Below are 22,085 nucleotides of genomic sequence, written 5' to 3' on the forward strand. Positions count from 1 at the left end.
ACTAAATCGACCTAGCATTGTTCCGCGGGCAGCTTTACGCAGGCTATTCCGTTAAAAACAGAATGCTGTCTGAGCGACAGTGAGTTCCATTCTGTTTAGGAATAGACCAGTAAAGGTAGTGGAACAATGCAAGTCTTGACTTTTTTGTTTCTTTTTTTGTTAAGAAAAAAAGAAAAAGTTAAACCTCTTTTTCCTTCGGAAACACCAGTGATGCCACGATACTAATCGCCAAAATGGATATGATAATAATCAAGGAGTGAACCGTTTGGAAACCGAATTCTTCCAACCAACTATGCAGCAGCATTTTCGCCCCGATAAAAATCAATAGAAATGCCAAACCGACTTTCAGGTAGTGGAATTTGTCGATAATATTCACCAAAAGAAAGAACATAGAGCGCAATCCCAAAATGGCGAAGATATTGGAAAAGAAAACGATATAAGGATCCTTTGTTACCGAAAAGATAGCAGGAATAGAGTCTACGGCAAAAATCAAATCCGTAAATTCGATAACTAATAATACTAAAAACAAGGGTGTAACGTATCTTACGCCGTTTTCTACGTGAAAGAAACGACCACCGTCCAATCGAGGTGTAACCTTAAAATATTTGGATGCAAACTTTACTACGGGATGGTTTTGGGGGTCAACCTCTTCCTCTTTGTTGCGGTTAATGTACATGGTAATCCCTGTATATACCAAAAAGGCTCCAAAAACATAGAGTATCCACCCGAACTTTGCAATCAATGCTGCTCCAACGAAGATGAATATACAACGAAGGACGATGGCACCAATAATTCCCCATACCAACACTTTATGATAGTATTTCTCTGGAATACCAAAGGAAGAAAACAGAAGCACCATAACGAAGATGTTATCTACCGATAAGGCATATTCCACGACATAACCTGTGAGGTATTCTATAGTCAATGTCTTGTTATACAGCTGTATACTTGCTGCTAAGTCATTATCGTTGATGCGGATATTATGATAATGCTTTGCAATGACTTCTTTAAGCGTGGCAAAATCATGGACATTGTGGAGCTCATTCCCCCAGACGTACAATACCAAACCAAATGCCAACGCAAAGAAAACCCAGATTGCACTCATGATAGCCGCGGCTTTGAATGACACAGGCTTGTCACTCTTTGAAAACAACCCCAAGTCAATGGCGAGCATAAGGACAATGAATATAATAAATCCCCCAAAAAATAACAGTTCGTGGCTCATATGTAGATTCTATTTATTTCTTTCTGTTGTAAATCTGACTAATTGTTCTAATGCAACCTTATAGGTATTATCAGGAAAAGCTGTTAATATATCAAAGGCTTCCTGTTGGTACTGCAACATTTTATTTCTTGCGTAATCCATGCCTCCGCTGCTTCGTACAAAAGTAATAACTTCCGCAACCTTATCTTTGTTTTCACTATGGTTTTTTACCAAGTTAATAATGCGTCTCTTCTCGGTGCGGTCGGTATTTCTAAGGGCATAGATGAGCGGCAGTGTCATCTTTTTTTCTTTGATATCATTCCCTATAGGTTTTCCGATATCATCCAAGCCGAAGTCGAAAAGATCATCTTTTATTTGAAAAGCTATTCCCACTTTTTCTCCAAACAGGTGCAGACGATCGATGGTCTCTTGCGGAGCTTTGGCAGAAGAAGCACCACAAGCACAACAGGCGGCGATAAGGGAAGCTGTTTTCTTACGGATCACCTCAAAATACACATCTTCCTGAATGTCAAGTTTACGCGCTTTTTCTATTTGCAGTAATTCGCCCTCGCTCATTTCTTCTACTGCGTCAGACATGACTTTTAGAAGATCGAGTTCGTTATGCTTAACAGAAAGCGACATACCCTTTGAAAGCAGGAAATCACCTAATAACACCGCTATTTTATTCTTCCATAAAGCATTGACTGAGAAGAACCCACGGCGTTCATAAGCATTGTCCACTACATCGTCATGTATAAGGGATGCTGTATGTAGTAACTCGACCAATGAAGCTGCCCTATAACTAGAATTATTGATGTTTCCACACAATCCGGCGGAAAGAAAAACGAACATAGGGCGCATTTGTTTTCCTTTCTGTTTCAAGATATATTGTGTAATGCGGTTTAACAAAGGTACAGAGCTATGCATCGATTCTTTAAACCGACTTTCAAATTCTTTTAGCTCTTGTGCTATTGGGGTTTGTATATCTTTTAATTTCAGCATGTAAAATGGCTAAATCACCATGGCTTTTAAAGCAGTTAAAATTGCAATAAATATAATAAATATCCATGGAGCATAAGCACAAAAGCGGATGAAAATGATTTGGATATTCCATACGGCCATAAAAAAACAATTTAAGTACATATGAAATAGATTATAACGCGGCGACAGCTAATTCTAATTCGTTATACCATTCTTCACCATATTCACGAATAAGGGGTTCTTTGACAAATTTATATACCGGGATGCCCAATTCCTTGCCAAATGTACAGGCATCGTTACAAATATGCCAACGATCGTAATGTAGAACATCAAACGCAGGATAACGTGTCGTGCGGATAGGGTAGAGGTGGCACGATATAGGTTTTTTCCAATCGACTAATCCTAGTTCGTAGGCTTTTTCAATTGCACATTTCGTAATACCGTTATCCCAGGTTACATAAGCACATTCTTTATTGCCATCCACGCAAGTCGTTGTTAGATCGCCATCCATATCGACGACATGTGTTCCCTGCTCTTCAATGGCCTGAATGCCCTTTTCGGTCATATAAGGTTTGACTTTTGGGTAGATTTCTCGGAGAATATCGGTTTCTTTTTCATTTAGAGGTGCTCCTGAATCACCTTCTACACAGCAAATACCCTTACATTTGTTTAAATTACAAACAAAGTCATTCCTGATGATATCCTCATGCACTAATACGTTGCCTACTTCAATCATGTTGTTTATTTTGAATAACTAACGCGCTTTCCAAGCGTGTGCTTTAAACCTTTTGCATTGATCAACTCCATGGTTACGGTACCCACCAAAATGTCTACTTGGGCTTTTACGGGGATACGATTGCCGTCGTTGGTAACCCATAGGAAGAGTTGGCTATCTTTTCTGAATATCCTACCGGGTGTAATCTCTGGACTGAACTTAATGCACTCCAATTCTCCCAACGATGTTTTGATTTTTTCGATACCAATATATTTGATGCCCAGCTGAGCCACTTCATCATTCAAGAAATACGTAAGTTTAAACGAATCTCCTTTCTTTAAAGAAGATAGATCCAGATTACGAGAAAAATAATAGGCTGATAGTAGATCGAAAAATTGGGATGTAGGACTGGTAAATGTACCCTTCTTTCCCGAAACTTTTTTATTCCCATGGTCAAAAGTGGCATATTCCTCACGGGTATAGCTACCTTCATGTATATCTTCGATATAAAGATATGGAAGATACGTATTGCCATCAATATAGGAGTCATACTTGTTCCTTACTTTATAAACTGCGAATATCCCAGAAGTTTGGCCAAAAGCAGATAGATGGAAGGCATTGGGATTGCTAAAGCGAAGCTTCGACTTTTCTACTTTTAACGTACCTGTAGCAACGGACAAAATCCCGTACTTTAATTTATATGTTAAGTTTTCACCGGCCTGATACGTAGGCTGCGGTAAGTATGGTAAAGTCTGTCCGGTGGTAAACCCGATGCTACAAATGAAAAACGCGATAAACGTGTAAATTTTCTTCATATAGTAATGGACAAAGATAGTTGGCAATAGTTTAACTTTTACGCTTATATACCGGCACAGTAGAGCAAGGCTCTCCATACATGATGCTCTTGACAACTTTGCTTAATCCAAGGGTAAATTTAATAAACGCTGATTCCGGCACATAGATTTCTCCACATCCCTTTACCACAACTCGTTCATCTTGATAGGCGCTAAAGTCAATCTGGTCTAATGTCTGTGTAAACAAATTGTCTAATACGGTTTCTTCATTACCAAAATGTACCGAAATCGCATACGGTTCAAGTCTATTCGCAAGAAGCATATAGGCCCAGGTAGGAACGATCGCGTCTGTTGAGCAAATAATGCCGATGTGTTTATTCTGATATTGACTCCAATCGTGTTCCTTAATAAATGTTCGAAAATCTTTCTCCTTTAATATAAGCCCGTGAAATAAATTGTCTTTGATGTCATACACTACAATTTCTTCTTTTGGCGCATAATTCGCCAAATCAATGGTAATTAGACCACTTTGGGCTACTTTATTGACGATATTTTCCTGAATGTCCATACGATATTAAAACAAAAAGCCGGACACCAATATGTCCGGCTATAAAGTTACTTATTATATCCTAATAGAATCTAATGCGATTGTCATGAATATCAGCTTTGTGTTGAAGAGCTTGATAAATCGCCCCCCAAGAGCGCTGCGCTTTTGCTGTCTGCATTTGTTGCTTTTGATTATTGATATCGCTAGCCACAAGTTTAGTAGGATTGACAAAGCCGGTCACCTGCACGGCATATACGCCTTGCTCGCCTTTCACAGCTTTGGACAGTTTGTTGGGTTGCAAGCCAAATGCCGCTCCTACAACGGCAGGTTCCATCGCGACGCCCGGAAGTACTGGATTTGCCATAACAATATTCTCGATATCGACAGCTGCTTTATCTAATTTTTGTGCCACTTGATCTATCGATGACGCACCGCTCAACGCATTGTTGAGCTTTTCGGTAAGCATTTTTGCTTTTACTTCATTGCGTACACGAGCTTCGATTTGTGGTTTTACCGCTTCTAAGGAAAGCGTGCCTTTAGGTTGCACGTCCACGACGCGGGCAACAACAAAATGATCTTCGGTATCAAATATCCGTTCTGAAACTTCTCCTTTTTCAGCTTCAAACGCCCAACGAACAAGGTCTCTGGGTACTTCAACACCATTGAACGTATTATCCATTGGCACGACGCGTTCTGCTTTATGTACTGTAGTACTTTGTTTATTCGCAACTTCTGCAAAGTTTTTGCTATTTGCCTCACCAAAGAAGTTATTTGCTTGGGTATATGCAGCATCTGTCGTAGCTTTGCCGCTGTTGATAACCTTATCTATAATAGCCGCTTTAACAATTTTCGAATTACCAATCTGTTTCTCGATCCGAATAATGTGCGTTCCGAAACGGCTATTAACGATAGCCACCTCACCAACCTTGCCGGAAAATACAGCTTCGTCGAATTCTGGAACCATTTGGCCACGTGGGAAAGTACCTAAGTCACCACCATTTACTTTGCTGCCTTGATCCGTACTGAACTGGATAGCAAGAGCGGAGAAGCTCTCTCCTTGCTGGATCAACTGTTTGATGGAATCTGCTTTCGCCTGTGCTTTATCGATACCGCCTTCTGCTGTTGTGTTCAATAAAATATGCGAAGCTTTGACGGAGTCTGGACTAAATTTGGCATCTACGACCTTGGCTATTTCAAATCTGTCGTTAGATAAGAAAGGCCCCACTGTTGTGCCAACAGGTGCATTGAAGATCACAGAATCCAATGCTGGACTAACCTGTCCTTTGCGTAGATAAGTATATGGATATTTCGTGTCAGAGTTTACAGTCGAAAATAGCGAGTCTGTAGTCGAATTCACAAGTTCTGACTTCAATTGCTCAATGACAGACTTTGTGGCTGCTGTATCGTTAGCAGTAGGCCTGGCGTCAAACAATACATACTCTATCGTTCTGGTTTCCTCTTGATTTTCGAATGCATTTTGGTGTGCATCGTAGTATGCTTTGTAATCCGAATCGGTTAATTTGATTTCTGAATCTTTCACCGAGGAATAATCAAGCATTAAATATTTAAAGTTTGCCAATTTACTACGTTGGTTATACTCTTCCTCAGCTTCCAACGATGTAACATACACGCTGTTGGTCAATAGGTTCGAATACTTTTCGTTCAAACGTTCGTTGCGGATATTTTCTAGAAGCATCTCCCACTGCTGGCGCATTTCCGGTGTTCCTTGACTATTAATTTGTGAAAGGAATGTGTTCAACTGGTTTTTATCGAATACGCCCGTTTCAGGATTGGTAAATGCTTGAATAATTTGTGGGGAAGGATTAGCACCCGATACCAAGCTATTTAGCTCATCCCGTCCTACAGAAAGACCTATTTTCTCAATCTCCTGCTTCAAAAGCTCTTGCGAGATAAATTGATTCCAAACTTGCTGTACCGCATAATTACGCATCTGAGGGGATGTTGTTCCTCCCATTTGCTGTTGGTACATCGCCGTGGTTTGGTCAACCTGTGCGTTAAATACTTGGTAATCGATGGATTCTCCATTTACACTACCCACTTGATTTTGATTCTTCATCCAAAAAGGAGTTCCATAGCTGATGATATCTCCCAATAAAAACGCAATAATTGCTAAACCAATGACAGTTACTACCAACCCCGCTCGGTTCCGCAAATAGCTCATTAATCCCATAGTCTATATACTCTGTTTATTCAGTTACTTAATTGACCTTTATTAAAAACAAGGCGCAAGATACGACTTTTATGAAAAAAAAATAAAAAATTGTTTGCCACATCTTAATTACCGAAAGAAGGAAGCTGCTGGTCACCCGAAGGGATATAGAAACCAGTCATATTTTGCCCGTCAATTTTTTTGAAATCGGTGTCCGAAATGAAGGAAGTAGCTTGTAAACTCCCGCGTTGATCTTTGAAGTCGAAGGTGATAGGAACCGAATTATAATAGATGTTCTTTTTTTGGTCGAGGAAAAGCTCCTCGGTTTTAATTATTGATCCGTCTACCATATTGACCACCACATTTTTGCGAAATTCAATTAATTCCTCTTTTACTTTTTGAACAGCATAATCGGAGCGTATGCGCTGAGATTCTTCGCCATGTTCGTCGAAAAAGCGTATCAATACACCTTGTTGAAATTCGTACATTCCTATGCTGTCTGGGTATTCGCGCAGTTCGGGGGCTGTCAGCTCCGCTTTTACTTTTGCAGAATCACTGTAGGTCACTGTTACATCTTTGGAAACGTTTACGTTCTCTTCCTGTTGTATATTCGCAATCTTTTCGACATCCCTCAGATCATTCTCACAGGCCATAAATACAATTGTCCCTAACAACATGTATATCGCTAAGGACAGTTTTTTGTAAATATTATGGATAGGGAAAAGATGCATCGCTAGTCCAGACTTCGGCGAATAAACCAAGAGTCGTTAATCGTGAAACCAAAATTAATATTGATATACCGCTCTCGTACCAAATTGTGATGGAGTGAACCCTGTTGTCCGAACTCGGCTGAAATATTGATTTGAGAGAACGTACGACCGAAATTTGTTTCTGGTAGAGGTAAGCCAAGTCCTACGCTAACAGCCATGTCATTAATCCGTTGGTTCCTGTATACTATCGGCGTTTGGTTATAACGGAATCCTAAACGGTAATCTACCTGATTCCAATAACGTACCGAAGTGGGATCAGGTTTGATTTGTCCACCTATGGCAAAACCATAGCTTTTTTCCAGTTTACTTTGGCCTTCCAAAACTTCGAACTTCGACCAATCTGCGTAATTAAAATCAGCACCTATCAACCAATTGTATCCTTTTGACAAGGTGAAGCCAACATTATGCTTTAAAGGAAGCTGAAGCTTTTTGGTAGCAAAAGTTCCCGTACTAATGGTGTCTAGTGGAGGGGCAATATAATCTTCGTCAAAATTATTTTCGAAGATCGTAATAATCCGACTTGGTTTTGCATTGATCTTATTGTTTAAGGTTCCCGTATAACCTAATGTCAGATTATACTTCTTGCTGATGGATTTGCTGTACTGAATCCCGTAATCAACAGTTACCCCCCGGATGTTACGGGTCTCTTTTAGTTCTGCCGGATAGGCAGAAAGATCGCTTAGAAACTTGACTTGGGTAATATCGTAAAGATTTCCAAAAAGAAAACCCGCGTTGGCACCTATACTCAGTCCTTTAATCGGTGATACACCGTAACCTAAATAAGCTTTATTTATTCCTCCTTCTCCGAATATCTGCTTTTCGTAAACTAGATCACCTATAGATTCTACATTTCTTGACGAATAACCTACGTCCGAAAATGGGAGTAATCCGAAAGAAAATCCGCCGTACTTTTGTAGGGGTATGCCTATAGCAATATGCCCAAAAGCAAAATCGGCCGTGTTGTCGCTCATATTATCTCTTGATAATTGAGTGAAATTGCCATACATGCCTGCTTCTAAGACCGTACGGTTCAGACCCGAATAGGAGGCAGGGTTGGCAATGTTCAACGTAGGAAGTCCAGTGAGATACCTTACCCCGGTGGAGATACCGCCCATAGCACGTGTTTGTGGCAATAAGTCGTTTCGCATTTGTCCCAAACCAAATTGTGAATAAGGAGAATGGGAGGTAGATCTTTGCGCATATGCCTGTTGAATGCTAAATAAGCTTAATCCTAACAACAGCCGCATTGCTATTTTGGTAAAACTTCCTATTGAATTTCTGTGCATGGTCAAAATTTGCTACAAAACTATCTAATTTTTAACTATTCCGTTAGTTCTATTTGTTAAAAAAGGTTAATCGGTTGGCGCTTAGTGATTTGTGCGTCACGACTAGATGGTACCTACAAACTTTTCTACATTAAACAAACTGGAAATAGATAATGGCGGCTACGATAACAAGGTATAATGTTTCGTACACCCATTTTGACTTTGAATTAGTGAAGTAGAATGCAAGATAAATGGCAATTGGAGGGGCGCAAAGCAAAAAATGGTTGATGGTAATATGATTGTTAAGATAAAAAGAACCTAAGGTCAACAATACCATAAAAAATAGCAGTTGGAAAGATTTGCGTAAATGAACTACACTCCTGAAGAAATGCTCTTTCAGCACGACAAGAAAAAACAGCAAAGCGATGGCGATCGGAATAATAACGAGGTAGTCATACATGTTAAGGGATAACTCGGTGGGAAAAGCGTAACCAAGCGGTTTAAAAATGGCAAAGAATTCTTGTAGGCGTCCGATCCAATAGTAAATAACGCCCAAAAGAAAATATATAGTAGAAAAACCTAATAACGGCGTTGTCCACTCTCGCCAGCTAAACGGACGGAAGATCAGCAAACTTATCCATAAGAGCAACATCATCACCATAAATGGGAAATAAATCAAGCTTCCGATGGCAACAATCATCCCCAGTTCAAACATCAACCCTTTTATATCATGTTGCTTATAGATGTTAAACAGCTTGCCAAGCATCCATATCGTAATAAAATTACAAATAAGCGGGGGGGAGAGTACCAAAAATGGCGTAAACAAGCTGACCAGCGTCATATACATTAATGCTGGGGTGAAATTAGGTTTGCCCAGAAGGTTAAAGTTGTTGACTACCCTGTTTAGGAAAAATGCTTGGAGTAGTGTCAGGATTAAGGTAATCATTACATTCTCTCCAGGAGCCAGTCCAGAGCCTATGCGTATCCCGATGAGGTTGTTAATTGCAGGCTCAAATAATATAGGTGTGATGTGATCCGGAAGACTAAGGAAAATGCCTAAACATAGAACCAAACCGATAGCTGATACCAAAACAATATTGATTGGCGTAAATTTTCGATGTTGGTTTATGATCATTATCCGACTACTTCTCTAGTTTCTTGATACGTCTATCTAGCATAAATAGGAATATACCCAAAACGATAAAAATAGTTAGCAACACGAGCACTACAACGTATATCTTTCCGGAACTACGAAGGTCCGTCGCCATTTCTATTTGGTTTTGAGCAAATGTATAGCTACTTGTTAGGAAAAGCAGTAAAATTGTAATTATCTTTTTCATGATGATCAGGGGGGGCTATAAGATTAATCGATGAAGTTTCTTTTGTTTTCTAGAAGGCGCACACGGTACCGTAGGGTACATATCCAAACACCGATGAGTATCCAACCGATAATTGCCATATAAAATACAGGACGCATTTGATTGTCCATATCCAGGTCGCCAAATGTTCCGTTACCACCGCTTCCGGGATGCAAGGAGTCCGTCATTTTGGGCATGATGTACATCAATACAATCATGATAGGGAATGCAAAAATATTATATATTGCGGATATCTTGCCTCTTTTCTGTTCTTCTTCCAATGCATTCCGTAAAACAAGATAAGCTAGATACATCAGCGTCGCGATTGCCGAACCGTTCGTTTTAGCGTCGTTAGGCCATGCCATCCCCCACGTGATATTGGCCCATTGCATGCCCGTTAGTAGACCGATGATACAGAAAACAATACCCGTATTGACGGCCTCAACAGCAATTAAATCGTCGTTCATACGTCCACTGTTCAGATAACGTATACTATAAATAACAGATATAAGGTAAAGGGCGAACATAGCGAACCACATGGGTACATGGAAATACACATTGCGGATGGTCTCGTGCAAAAGGAACAAAGCGGGAACGGGGCCGAGGAAGCCTACGACAATACTAGCAGCCACCATAACTAGTCCCAAAATTTTCCACCAAGATTGTCTCATGATTCGAAAGAATTAATCACGCCAAAGATAAGGAAATAACAATAAAGAAATGGTAATCGTAATTACATTAATTGCCAGCAGGACGAGTATTTCATTGGTACTTTCGCCCCTTGGTATTCCTGTTAACGCATTTTGAGATAAAGTAATTAAGACGATAAGCAGCGGTATAATAACCGGGAAACTCAATACCGCCATGAGGGTGCTGTTATTGCCCGCCTTGGCACTGATGCCTGACACCATGGTAAATACCGACGCAAAGCTAATGCTGCCTAGTAAAACTGCTGCTATATACAAAAATGGATCGCCGACAGGATTACTAAACGTGATGCTATAAGCCGAGTAAGCAATCACCGACAATAAGACCATTACCAATGTATTGTATATTATTTTGGATAATATGATAGCGTGTGGGCTGATTAAGGTATAATAATAAAGCTGACGGTTTTGACTTTCTTGAACAAAGCTTCGGTTAATAGCGTTGACGCTCGCAAAGAGCATAATTATCCAGAACAAGGCATTCCAAACGAGTGTATCTACAGATTTGAATGCTTGATAACAAACAAATACTGTAGATACAACATATAATAAGATACCATTTATCGCGTATTTAGAACGCCACTCAAGAACGATATCTTTATAAACTAAAGTTTTTACCTGTTGGAGTGTATTCATGTGCGCAGCAAAGATACAAATACTTGTGCTCGAAACCGCGCCGACCCCAAATTAAGTATTAAGCTTTATCTAGTTCCGATTTCGCTTTCTCAATAACGTCTTCGGCGTTGCTTTCTGCTTCATTTACAGCTTTGGAAGCTTTGTCAGCCCATTTTCCAGCCTTCTCGGAAGCCATGTCTGCTACGTGTTTGCCTTTTTCGACAGCCTTGCCCTTTAAGTTCTCTAATTCGTCCTTAGCTGATTTTGCAAATTTAGCTGCACGTTTCGCCTCTTTTTTTGAGAGTTCCTTAATGGACTTTGTAAGGTCTTTAACGCCTTTATTCGCCCGCTCCAATTGTTCTTTACCATCATCTGTTGCTAAGAAATAATAGGCAGCCGCACCAGCAGCTAAACCAACAAGCGCAAATGTGATTAGTCCATTTTTATTTTTCATAATATCCTTTTTTTACTTACTTAATAATACTTTATCCGTAACTCTTTGCTATCTTAACAGATAAAGTTTGAAAATTGTTTTAGTAAGGATGGATTTTTTATAAAAGATTTTCGCTAATTCAATTTTACTTGCTGTATAGATTGTAAAGAGTAAAGATGGTGATAAAGGCCGACACCTTTTGACATGAGCTCCACGTGATTTCCGATATCCGATACTTTTCCGTTTTCGATGACCACAATTTGATCTGCATCCCTAATTGTGCTTAACCGATGTGCAATGATGACCGATGTGCGGTTGCGCATAAGTTCTTCCAAAGCTAATTGCACCAATCGCTCAGATTCAGAATCTAAGGAGGAGGTTGCTTCGTCCAGGATGAGGATGGCAGGGTCTTTCAGTAAAGCACGTGCGATGGCAATACGCTGGCGTTGCCCGCCGGACAGTTTTACACCGCGTTCTCCGACAAGGGTATCGTAGCCTTGAGGGAAAGCCATAATAAACTCGTGCGCATTTGCTCGTTTTGCAGCTTCTATGATATCCTCCGCGTTTGCGTCCAACCGACCATATCCAATGTTCTCACGGATCGTGCCGCCAAATAACAATACATCCTGTGGAACAATGGCCACTTGATTACGGATATCCGTCAAGGAATAGACTGAGCTATCTTTTCCATCGTAATCAATTGACCCTGACGTCGGCTTATAAAATTGTAAAATAAGCGAGGCAATAGTCGATTTTCCAGTACCGCTTGGCCCAACTAACGCCAATTTTTTTCCGGCATCCACATGAAACGAAATATCTTTTAGAATCGGGATATCCGGACGGGAGGGATAAGTGAAGCCCACATGGTTGAAGGTAAGCGCACCTTGCATGGGTATTTCGATATCATTGTTGCTTTCTGATATGTCTATCGACTCTGGTTTTTCGTCTAAAATATCGAGCACGCGTTCACTGGCTCCGATGGAGCGTTGTATATTGGCGTATAGCTCGGGAAAACTTCCCATCGATCCGGCGACAAACATCGAATATAGAATATAGGTTGTGAGATCACCTACAGAAATATCTCCCTGTGAAACGAGTGAGGCGCCGTACCAGATAACCACCACAATAGCGCCAAGAATACAGGAGATGATAAAGGAGGCGAAGATCCCGCGATAGGTTGCTCCTTTAACAGCCAGTTTCACGACAGCATCGAGTTTGTGGGCATAACGGTTGGTCTCATAATATTCATTTACAAACGCCTTGACATTGCTGATGCCTAACAATGTTTCTTGTACAATGGTATTGGAGTCAGCTAGTTGATCTTGTGCCTGTCGAGATAAATTGCGTATAAAGCGGCCAAAGACAATGGCGATGACAATAATAACCGGTAGAATGGAGAGGTTCATCAACGCCATCTTGGGAGAAACAAATACCAAAAGGCATACCCCCGAAGCCAGAATGATCGCCTGTCTCAGTATTTCTGCCAATGTCGTTGTCAGCGTATCTTGAATCTGGGCCAAATCGGTAGAAAGACGGCTGTTTAATTCTCCCACTCGTCTATTGGCAAAGAACTCAATTGGCAAGGTAATGAGCTTATGATAACTGTCTTTACGGATACTGGCTAACGCTTTTTCTGCTATTTCGACAAAAAGCCGTATCCTACCAAAAGATACGATCGATAAAAACAAGAGCAATACCATCGAAATCGCGCCAATACTGAATACGCTGGCGGGCAACCATGGGTAGGTCTGTCGACCTTGGGCTGCATCTACCATGGCGCCGAGAAGAGCGGGAAGAGTCAGCATGGTCAAACTAGACAGGATAAGAAAAAACATACCCAATATAAATTTACCTCTATACGGTTTTAAATAGGTGAAAATTTTTAATGCCTTCTTTAGTAATTCTTTACTAAGCTTGGGTTTGGGTAATTCTTCTGATTGTGTATTACCACTGTTCAAACGCGATCTCGCCATTCTTCAACTCGAATTATTAGAGAGCAAAAATACGGTATTATTTATGTGGCCTTATCACTCTTGCGTCAAATTTTGGGACTTGCGCCGTCTAAAGTTTAGATATAAGGTAAGACCTAACGCCAGAATGATAATAACTAATAAGAGGATGGTTGTGTGTCGGTTTCTTTGCTTAGCTTCCAAATCATTGATTTGGTTGCGTAGCTTCTCATTTTCTGTTTGAAGCTTGGTGATCGTATGCATGTAGCCGGAAACCTGCCTGTCATATTCCGCAGCTAGGTTTTCATTTTTATCACTTTCGTTACCTTTGATGTCTAGTAATTTCTTTGTTTCCAAAAAGATATCGTTGTCCGTCAAAACAATCTCCCGTAGGATATCGATAGACTTTTGCATATCCTTTTTTCTTTTGAAAATGCCAAATACGCCCGTCTTTTGGCGTAAACTATTGTCAAACTCGCCGAAACGCCTACCGCGTTTCTCTAATAAGCGGTTAACACGATCTCGCTGCTGTTCGAAGCTGATAGAATCTGCGTCTATGGTGGTTTGGGCCTTGCCCAAATGGAGCATGCCGACTAAAAGGACAAAAAATATAGAAAGCTGTTTCATCTTAACTGCCTAAAAATTCCACCATAACAACTTCATCTTGTTGCAATCCCAATAACCGGCTAGCGTGGCCTTTATTGATCGCAATTTCCAAGAAGTTGCTGATTCCGAATAAACAGAGTTTTTCCCCTTCTGGTACTTCATTGTAATGCCAGCTCAGTTTATTTATGGTTTCATTCCTTTTGAAATGTAATTTGAAACTTCGACCTTTTTGGACTTCGTTGAAAAGTTCTTTGCTAATATTGCTAATGACGTTTCCGAAAGCATCAATATACGAAACGTGACCTTTTATGGTGTTGGGGCCGACCAATGGCTGCACTAATACTTTTTTAAGGGGCTTGTCGATAGGCTGTCCAATTTCGGACAACGGTTCACCTTTAGCAATATGACAAGCTGCTTTAGATAAGATATCAGCCAAGGGAAAATGTAGGTAACGTAAATCCTGCATAATGTCGATTTCGTACAGCTCCTGTGGGGCACTCTCGCCCAGGATAATGCTAAAAATACCATTGTCGGCTCCGACGAAAAAGTGATCGTCAAATTTCATCATGGCATAATTGGAGTCTTCTTGAAAGACAGTGTCGATCCCGATAAGATGTACAGTGCCCTTCGGGAAGTAACGGAAAGCATTGCGAAGTACGACAGCAGCACGTTGTATATCAAAAGAAGGGATTTCATGCGTAATATCCACCAAACGGACATCAGGCAATTGCGATATGATGCTGCCTTTCAATGCCGCCTGATAAAAATCACGGTGCCCCAAATCTGTTGTAAGCGTTATTACTCCCATACACTATGTATCCTATAAAGATACTAAAAACGTTAAAATACGGTGATGCCCTCTTTGCAAAAGAACTACAAAAGTAATAAAAGAAAGTGCAATATGAATTGTTGCAACGCTAAATTTCCATTTTTTGTCATGTGTGCGAAAATAGATAATTATAGTTTGTATTTTTGGTTTATTAATGCTGTAAAACATCTATCTTTATTACGTAAAAATTAAAACAAACAATTTGAACGAAGTACTTATACCATTAGAGGACGTTAATTTAGTAACGTTATGGGGCCCTCAAAATGAACATTTTGAGTTAATAAGAAAAGGCTTTCCGAAGCTTCGATTAGTAGCGCGAGGGGATGAATTGAAAGTATTGGGGGAGGAGTCGGAACAAAAGCGGTTTAAACGCGTGTTCGAAGGCATATTGCAGCATATTGAACGTTTTCAAAATTTGGATTCCAATGCACTGGAAGACTTGGTCGGGATAAATGGTGCAGCTGAGAAAAGAACAGAAAAGAAAACAGGAGAATCTTCTGCTTTTAAAGGAGAGCCGATTGTATACGGGCCTAACGGCTTGATTGTCCGCGCCCGTACCCCGAACCAACTGAAAATGGTGGATAGTATAAGTAAAAACGATATTCTGTTTGCCATCGGGCCAGCGGGTACCGGTAAGACTTATACAGCGGTCGCGTTAGCGGTTCGAGCATTAAGGAACAAGGAGATAAAGCGTATTATCTTGACGCGTCCGGCCGTCGAAGCAGGAGAAAATCTAGGTTTCCTGCCAGGTGATCTCAAGGAGAAAGTAGATCCGTATTTACGTCCGCTATATGATGCATTGGACGATATGATCCCTTCTGATAAGCTGAAGGATTATTTGGAACGTCGGGTCATAGAGGTAGCGCCATTGGCATTTATGCGCGGGCGCACGTTGGACAATTGTTTCGTCATTTTAGACGAAGCTCAGAACGCTACCGATATGCAGTTAAAAATGTTTCTTACCCGGATGGGGCCAACAGCCAAGTTTATTGTTACTGGCGATCTTACGCAAATCGATTTGCCGAAGAAAACACAATCCGGGCTCGCGACGGCGGTAAAGCTGTTAGAAAATATTAATGGCATCGATATTATCCATTTAAGCGGATCAGATGTCGTTCGACATAAACTGGTAAGACGTATTTTGGAAGCTTACGGGGACATTTAGGATTGAATACAATGAATGCAATAAAAGAAACAACATTTAATTTTAGTAAGCAAACGGGTTTTTATAAGGGTAAAGTACGCGATGTATATTCCATAGCTGATGAATATCTAGTGATGGTGGCTTCGGATAGGATTTCTGCTTTTGACGTCGTGTTGCCACGTCCTATTCCTTATAAAGGACAAGTGTTAAACCAGATTGCGGAAAAATTTCTATCGTCTACGAAAGATATTATTCCAAACTGGGTTATCATGGTGCCCGACCCAAACGCAACGATAGGATATAAGTGCGAACCATTTAAGGTGGAAATGGTAATCAGAGGATATCTGGCAGGACATTTGTGGCGAACTTATCGCGATGGGAAGAGAGTCCTTTGTGGAGTGGCCTTACCGGAGGGTTTGAAAGAAAACGATAAGCTTCCCGAGCCTATTATAACGCCGACGACGAAAGCAGATGTTGGACATGACGAAGATATTTCGCGAGAAGACATTATCGCTAAAGGTATTGTGGGTAAAGAAGACTATATACAGTTGGAAAACTTCGCCCGTGCGTTGTACCGACGAGGCACCGAAATGGCACAAGAGCGCGGGTTAATACTGGTAGATACCAAATATGAATTTGGCAAGAAAAATGGTGAAATATATTTAATGGATGAAATCCATACCCCCGATTCGTCTCGTTATTTTTATGCTGAAGGCTACGAAGAACGACAAACGAATGGCGAACCACAACGGCAATTGTCTAAAGAATTTGTACGGGAGTGGTTAATGGATAATGGTTTCCAAGGAAAAGACGGGCAGACCGTGCCCGAAATGACGGATGATATTGTTCAATCTATATCAGAACGCTATATTGAACTTTACGAACATATTACGGGAGAGAAATTTCAATATCCGACAAACGAAGATAGCGTTCAGAGGGTAGAACAAAATGTGACAGAAGCTTTAAATAAATTGTTATAGATTAGGAATATGAAGTTTACGGTTGACAAGCATGAGCGCTATGTGGTTATTGAGCCACTTAAAGATTTTCTGGATGGAGAAGCGGCAGCGAAATTGAAAGGTGAGTTTATGTTGCGCCATACAGGTGGGCAACGTAATATTGTGTTAAATCTTTGCCACGTATCCGATGCGGATGAAGACGGGTTGCGTATGGGATTACTGGCGCGCCGGTTATGCAAAGCCTCAGGTGGTCTCTTTATCCTTACGGGATTAAATGATAAGCTCTTGAATTTACTTAAGGTGGCTGGTATGGAAGGGTATTTCAAAACTGCGCCGACAGTTTCTGATGCCGAAGACATGATTTTCGGCAACGAGTTACGATTGGATTTAAGGACAAACCAGCATGACAAGGTTTGAGGTTTTGATATTGGGAAATAGCTCGGCGACTCCAATGTATGGTCGCCATCCGACGTCCCAGGTTCTAAACTTTAACGAACAACTGTTCTTAATAGACTGTGGCGAGGGAACGCAGATGCAATTATTCCGTTACGGCATCAAAGGCAGCCGGATAGGCCATATTTTTATCAGCCATTTGCACGGAGATCACTACTTGGGGCTTGTGGGTCTGCTTTCTTCGCAACATCTCGTGGGACGTCAAGGGGAATTACATCTGTATGGGCCACCGGCGTTAAAAGAGATAATAGATTTGCAATTTACGCACTCGGACACACGGTTGCGCTATCCATTGATTTTTCATCCTACGAATGAAAACCGCCAAGAAGTGATATTCGAAAACACCCAGCTTAGCGTGAGCAGTTTCCCTTTGCACCATCGTATTGCCTGCACCGGGTTCCGGTTTGACGAAAAAGTACGTTCTGCTTCGCTGAAAAAAGAGGAGGTAGAACGACTAAATATACCCGTTCCCTACTTACGTTTATTAAAAAAAGGCATCGACTACGTAGCGGATGATGGCGCCGTGCACCGAGCAAAAGATTTAACTTATCCACCACCGAGCCCACGGAGTTATGGTTATTGTTCTGATACAGTGATGAATGAAGATTATTTTGAAGCCATTAACGGAGTAGATTTATTATACCACGAGGCGACATTCCTTCACGACCGTGTAGACCGTGCCAAAGAAACATTTCATACCACCAGTTTGGAAGCAGCACAGATTGCTCAGACTGTCAAAGCAAAGAAACTTCTGCTCGGACATTTCTCTGCCCGTTATAAAGATTTACAACCTCTTTTGCACGAATCTCGAACAGTTTTTCCCCATACAGAGCTGTCTGAAGAAGGTAAGTGGTTTTTAGTATAGGGTTTTTGTAGATTTTTCCCCATCTTTACACGCTCAATAAAAAAAATATGAACACGTCTTTTAGCCTGAACCTTTTGCTGAGGGATAATATAAAGAAATTAATACCTTATTCATCGGCAAGAGATGAATTTAAAGGGGAAGCCTCTGTCTTATTGGATGCCAATGAAAATGCGTTCGGTTCGCCCTATGCTAAAAATTATAATCGCTATCCAGACCCGTTGCAGTATCGTGTAAAAGAAAAATTGCATCGTATTAAAGGCGTTCCGGTAGATAATATCTTTCTAGGCAATGGTAGCGATGAAGCAATTGATATTCTTTTTCGTGCATTTTGTGAACCGGGAAGGGATAATGTTATTCTTGTGCCGCCCACCTATGGCATGTATGAAGTTTCGGCGAATATCAATAATGTAGCCTATAAAAAAGTAAATTTAACAACTGATTATCAGTTGGATTTAGATCGTATAGCGGAAGCGATTGATCCGTTTACGAAAATGATTTTCATCTGTTCGCCCAATAACCCTACTGGCAATAGTATCCATCGTCAAGATATTGAAACCATCTTGGTTAATTTTAATGGAATTGTGGTGGTGGACGAAGCTTATATCAATTTTTCGAGGCAACCATCCTTTACCCAAGATTTGGCCGAGTTTCCGAATTTGGTAATTTTACAGACGCTTTCGAAAGCTTGGGGATTAGCGGCTTTGCGACTAGGCATGGCTTTTGCCAGCAGCGAAATTATCCAGGTATTCAACAAAATCAAACCACCTTATAACATCAATCAAGCCACCCAAGATATTGTATTAGAGGCGCTGGAAGGAGTGGAGATTGTAAATGAATGGATAAAGGAAGTAGTTGAAGAACGGGAGAAGTTATCCGTGGCTTTACAAACGTTGCCTCAAATTGCGCACGTGACGCCATCGGACGCTAATTTTATATTAGTCAAGTTGGAAGAGCCTAGAGCGCTTTACAATTTTTTGGTAGGCAACGGAATTATTGTGCGCGACCGTTCCAAAGTGGAATTATGCGAAGGATGTTTGCGTTTAACTATCGGCACGCCTACAGAAAATATAACATTATTGGAGAATATTCGGAAATTTTACGATCAATCGGTATGACCGAACCATTAACTGACGGAGAGCTCATAGCAGATAATTATATTTAATGATGAAAAGAGTATTGTTTATAGACCGTGACGGCACATTGATATTAGAACCGGAAGACGAACAAATCGATTCTTTTGCCAAGCTCAAATTTTACCCTGGAGCGCTGCAATATCTACCTCGTATTGCAAAGGAACTGGATTTCGAGCTGGTTTTAGTATCCAATCAAGATGGATTGGGCACAGCGTCCCATCCCGAAGAGAACTTTTGGCCCGTGCACCATTTTATTGTCGATACATTTGCAGGGGAAGGCGTGTATTTCGTTAAAGAGCATATCGATCGTACGTTTCCTCATGAAAATGCGCCAACACGTAAGCCCGGTGTCGGTATGTTAAACGAATACTTTGATATCGCGCAATATAATTTAACCGAGTCCTTTGTCATAGGCGACCGTATCAATGACGTAAAGCTAGCCGAAAATTTAGGTGCTAAGGCCATTTGGTTGCGCAATAATGATGAATTGGGCAAAGCCGAAAACCTCCGATTACAAAGCGAATCCATCGCTCTAGAAACGACCGATTGGAAATCCATATATGAGTTTTTGAAACTCGGCACACGTACGGGGGAGCATCATCGTAAAACAAATGAAACGGATATCTTTATTCAGTTGAATCTCGATGGTTCAGGAAAATCGGATATAGATACCGGATTGCCATTCTTCGATCATATGTTAGATCAAATCGCCAGACATGGAGCGATTGACCTTACCGTTAAGGCTACAGGTGATTTACACATTGACGAGCATCACACCATCGAAGATACCGGTATCGCATTGGGCGAAATTTTTCTGAAAGTGTTAGGCGATAAGCGGGGTATCGAACGTTATGCGTATACATTGCCAATGGACGATTGTCTGGCACAAGTGGCTATAGATTTTGGTGGTAGAAATTGGATTGTATGGGATGCGGCCTTCAAACGGGAGAAAATAGGGGATATGCCGACGGAGATGTTTTTCCATTTCTTTAAATCATTCTCCGATGCATCAAAATCGAACTTGAATATTAAAGCCGAAGGCGATAACGAGCATCATAAAATTGAAGCTATCTTTAAAGCCTTTGCGAAATCAATAAAAAAGGCCGTGCGGCGAGATGCAGAGAATATGCAGTTGCCAAGCACGAAAGGGGTTTTGTAGATTGAAAAAAATGATTGGAATAGTAAACTACGGGGCAGGAAATATCTTTTCGTTGACAGCAGCGCTCGATCGGGTCGGGATACAGTATGGGATGGTCAACAATGTCGATGATTTTGACCAGTACGACCGTATTATCATTCCGGGTGTAGGACATGCCGGCGCTGCCATGCAAAAGCTTGAAGAAACAGGGCTGGTACAGTATATCATATCTCTTGAGAAACCTGTGTTGGGAATCTGCGTAGGTATGCAATTGTTAACCTCTTTTTCGGAAGAAGGCGAAGCGGAGCTTTTGGATATTGTACCGTTGAAGACGTTACATTTTGATAAACGTATTGGCGAAAAAGTCCCTCACATGGGGTGGAACAGTATATTGCCGAAAAAGCATTGCTCTCTTTTTGAGAATATTGCAGATAATAGCTATTTTTATTTTGTACATTCCTATTTTATTGAGGCGGACGAGCAATATACATCTGCATTTTGCACGTATGATGTTACATTTTCTGCGGCGATACAAAAAGGAAATTTTTATGGTGTACAATTTCATCCCGAGAAATCTGGAAAAGCTGGCGAACAGATATTGCTTAATTTTTCCCGATTATAAGGGATATTGCTTATAATTGTTGATCACGAACGGTCGACGTTACAATTTTTGACTTTTAACTTATTACTTTAAATATGTATATCATTCCTGCTATTGATGTTTTGGACAAAAAGGTTGTCCGTTTGAGAGAGGGCAATTATAATGACGTCACGACGTATGACATATCATTGGAAGAACAAATAAAAATGTATCACGCCAACGGTACTGAACTCGTACACATCATCGATTTGAATGGTGCAAAGGGTGATTTCAGCAATCAGGACTATCTGTTTGACATTATCCGTAAAACGGATATGAAGGTGCAGTACGGCGGAGGGGTGAGAAGTATTGAGAAAGTAAAGGAACTGGTTGATGCGGGTATCTATCGTGTCATCGTAGGAACACAGGCAATTACCAACCCTACTTTTTTGGAGGAATTGGCCAAGCTGAACGAAGGACGTGTAAAATATGCGAAGCATATTGTTATTGCGATTGACGTATTGGATGAGGTTATCAAATACTCCGGTTGGTTGGAAAGCTCGCCGATTAAACTTATCTCGTATATAGACAAATGTCTTTCTTTAGGTTTCTTCCGTTTTCTTTGTACCGATATTAGTAAAGACGGTAAGTTAGGGGGAGCAGGTGTTGAATTATATCAGAAGCTTTTAGATCATTCTCCGATCATCAAACTGATTGGTTCGGGCGGAATTAGTTCCATGGATGATATCCGTGCCTTAAATGCATTAGGCAGAATGGAATCCTGTGTAGTGGGTAAAGCCATCTACGAGAACAAAATTTCCATCGATGAGATTAAAGATTGGAACCTGAAGACACTCATCAGTATTTAAT

24 protein-coding genes are annotated in these 22,085 nt (G+C 40.8%); 8 read left to right on the forward strand and 16 right to left on the reverse strand.

What is annotated here, in order from left to right:
* Window positions 1-178 precede the first annotated feature (178 nt).
* The 16 genes from G5B43_RS05060 to G5B43_RS05135 form a co-directional block, all read right to left on the reverse strand.
* Window positions 179-1,225: a TerC family protein gene (locus G5B43_RS05060; RefSeq protein ID WP_165293629.1), complete on the reverse strand. Its 1,047-nt coding sequence runs from the start codon at window positions 1,223-1,225 to the stop codon at window positions 179-181.
* Window positions 1,226-1,234: 9 nt separating this feature from the next.
* On the reverse strand, window positions 1,235-2,206 hold the full coding sequence (locus G5B43_RS05065) for a polyprenyl synthetase family protein (RefSeq protein WP_165293630.1): 972 nt from the start codon (window positions 2,204-2,206) through the stop codon (window positions 1,235-1,237).
* 151 nt (window positions 2,207-2,357) lie between these two features.
* Window positions 2,358-2,921, reverse strand: coding sequence for a DUF3109 family protein (locus tag G5B43_RS05070; protein ID WP_165293631.1), 564 nt, complete (start codon window positions 2,919-2,921; stop codon window positions 2,358-2,360).
* A gap of 5 nt (window positions 2,922-2,926) precedes the next feature.
* Window positions 2,927-3,715, reverse strand: coding sequence for a DUF3108 domain-containing protein (locus G5B43_RS05075; protein WP_165293632.1), 789 nt, complete (start codon window positions 3,713-3,715; stop codon window positions 2,927-2,929).
* A gap of 31 nt (window positions 3,716-3,746) precedes the next feature.
* Window positions 3,747-4,262, reverse strand: a complete 516-nt coding sequence (locus G5B43_RS05080) for a DUF2480 family protein (RefSeq protein ID WP_165293633.1) — start codon at window positions 4,260-4,262, stop codon at window positions 3,747-3,749.
* Between the two features lie 61 nt (window positions 4,263-4,323).
* Window positions 4,324-6,432, reverse strand: a complete 2,109-nt coding sequence (locus G5B43_RS05085) for a SurA N-terminal domain-containing protein (protein WP_165293634.1) — start codon at window positions 6,430-6,432, stop codon at window positions 4,324-4,326.
* 104 nt (window positions 6,433-6,536) lie between these two features.
* A complete protein-coding gene (gene lptC / locus G5B43_RS05090; protein ID WP_165293635.1) occupies window positions 6,537-7,142 on the reverse strand; it encodes an LPS export ABC transporter periplasmic protein LptC in 606 nt (201 codons plus the stop codon).
* A 2-nt stretch (window positions 7,143-7,144) separates the two neighbouring features.
* Window positions 7,145-8,467 (reverse strand): hypothetical protein, encoded by a 1,323-nt coding sequence (locus G5B43_RS05095; protein ID WP_165293636.1) that lies wholly within the window; start codon window positions 8,465-8,467, stop codon window positions 7,145-7,147.
* Window positions 8,468-8,597: 130 nt separating this feature from the next.
* Window positions 8,598-9,581, reverse strand: coding sequence for a DUF6427 family protein (locus tag G5B43_RS05100; RefSeq protein ID WP_165293637.1), 984 nt, complete (start codon window positions 9,579-9,581; stop codon window positions 8,598-8,600).
* A 7-nt stretch (window positions 9,582-9,588) separates the two neighbouring features.
* Window positions 9,589-9,786 (reverse strand): CcmD family protein, encoded by a 198-nt coding sequence (locus tag G5B43_RS05105; protein ID WP_206367246.1) that lies wholly within the window; start codon window positions 9,784-9,786, stop codon window positions 9,589-9,591.
* Between the two features lie 23 nt (window positions 9,787-9,809).
* A complete protein-coding gene (gene ccsA / locus G5B43_RS05110; RefSeq protein WP_165293638.1) occupies window positions 9,810-10,475 on the reverse strand; it encodes a cytochrome c biogenesis protein in 666 nt (221 codons plus the stop codon).
* Window positions 10,476-10,487: 12 nt separating this feature from the next.
* A complete protein-coding gene (locus G5B43_RS05115; protein WP_165293639.1) occupies window positions 10,488-11,147 on the reverse strand; it encodes a heme exporter protein CcmB in 660 nt (219 codons plus the stop codon).
* Window positions 11,148-11,205: 58 nt separating this feature from the next.
* Window positions 11,206-11,580, reverse strand: coding sequence for a YtxH domain-containing protein (locus tag G5B43_RS05120; RefSeq protein WP_165293640.1), 375 nt, complete (start codon window positions 11,578-11,580; stop codon window positions 11,206-11,208).
* 113 nt (window positions 11,581-11,693) lie between these two features.
* Window positions 11,694-13,532: an ABC transporter ATP-binding protein gene (locus G5B43_RS05125; protein WP_165293641.1), complete on the reverse strand. Its 1,839-nt coding sequence runs from the start codon at window positions 13,530-13,532 to the stop codon at window positions 11,694-11,696.
* A 54-nt stretch (window positions 13,533-13,586) separates the two neighbouring features.
* Window positions 13,587-14,135: a hypothetical protein gene (locus G5B43_RS05130; RefSeq protein WP_165293642.1), complete on the reverse strand. Its 549-nt coding sequence runs from the start codon at window positions 14,133-14,135 to the stop codon at window positions 13,587-13,589.
* 1 nt (window position 14,136) lies between these two features.
* Window positions 14,137-14,922, reverse strand: a complete 786-nt coding sequence (locus G5B43_RS05135) for an S-adenosyl-l-methionine hydroxide adenosyltransferase family protein (RefSeq protein WP_165293643.1) — start codon at window positions 14,920-14,922, stop codon at window positions 14,137-14,139.
* 223 nt (window positions 14,923-15,145) lie between these two features.
* Between G5B43_RS05135 and G5B43_RS05140 the strand changes: the two genes are divergently transcribed.
* The 8 genes from G5B43_RS05140 to G5B43_RS05175 all read left to right on the forward strand — a co-directional run bounded on the left by G5B43_RS05140 (window position 15,146) and on the right by G5B43_RS05175 (window position 22,084).
* Entirely contained in the window at window positions 15,146-16,108 is a 963-nt protein-coding gene (locus G5B43_RS05140; RefSeq protein WP_165293644.1) for a PhoH family protein, read from the forward strand.
* A gap of 11 nt (window positions 16,109-16,119) precedes the next feature.
* Window positions 16,120-17,067 carry a phosphoribosylaminoimidazolesuccinocarboxamide synthase gene (locus G5B43_RS05145; RefSeq protein WP_165293645.1) on the forward strand — a complete coding sequence of 316 codons (948 nt, stop codon included), beginning with the start codon at window positions 16,120-16,122 and terminating at the stop codon, window positions 17,065-17,067.
* A gap of 9 nt (window positions 17,068-17,076) precedes the next feature.
* Window positions 17,077-17,463 (forward strand): STAS domain-containing protein, encoded by a 387-nt coding sequence (locus G5B43_RS05150; RefSeq protein WP_165293646.1) that lies wholly within the window; start codon window positions 17,077-17,079, stop codon window positions 17,461-17,463.
* Window positions 17,450-18,364: a ribonuclease Z gene (locus tag G5B43_RS05155; RefSeq protein WP_165293647.1), complete on the forward strand. Its 915-nt coding sequence runs from the start codon at window positions 17,450-17,452 to the stop codon at window positions 18,362-18,364. The genes G5B43_RS05150 and G5B43_RS05155 overlap by 14 nt, the downstream gene beginning before the upstream one ends.
* 47 nt (window positions 18,365-18,411) lie before the next feature.
* Window positions 18,412-19,479 carry a histidinol-phosphate transaminase gene (hisC, locus tag G5B43_RS05160; RefSeq protein ID WP_165293648.1) on the forward strand — a complete coding sequence of 356 codons (1,068 nt, stop codon included), beginning with the start codon at window positions 18,412-18,414 and terminating at the stop codon, window positions 19,477-19,479.
* Between the two features lie 49 nt (window positions 19,480-19,528).
* Window positions 19,529-20,656, forward strand: coding sequence for a bifunctional histidinol-phosphatase/imidazoleglycerol-phosphate dehydratase HisB (gene hisB, locus G5B43_RS05165; RefSeq protein WP_165294071.1), 1,128 nt, complete (start codon window positions 19,529-19,531; stop codon window positions 20,654-20,656).
* Between the two features lie 10 nt (window positions 20,657-20,666).
* Entirely contained in the window at window positions 20,667-21,257 is a 591-nt protein-coding gene (hisH, locus tag G5B43_RS05170; protein ID WP_165293649.1) for an imidazole glycerol phosphate synthase subunit HisH, read from the forward strand.
* Between the two features lie 74 nt (window positions 21,258-21,331).
* Entirely contained in the window at window positions 21,332-22,084 is a 753-nt protein-coding gene (locus G5B43_RS05175) for a HisA/HisF-related TIM barrel protein (RefSeq protein ID WP_165293650.1), read from the forward strand.
* Window position 22,085: the final 1 nt, after the last annotated feature.

It is taken from the genome of Sphingobacterium sp. SGR-19 (assembly GCF_011043555.1).
In the GTDB taxonomy this organism is placed as follows: domain Bacteria; phylum Bacteroidota; class Bacteroidia; order Sphingobacteriales; family Sphingobacteriaceae; genus Sphingobacterium.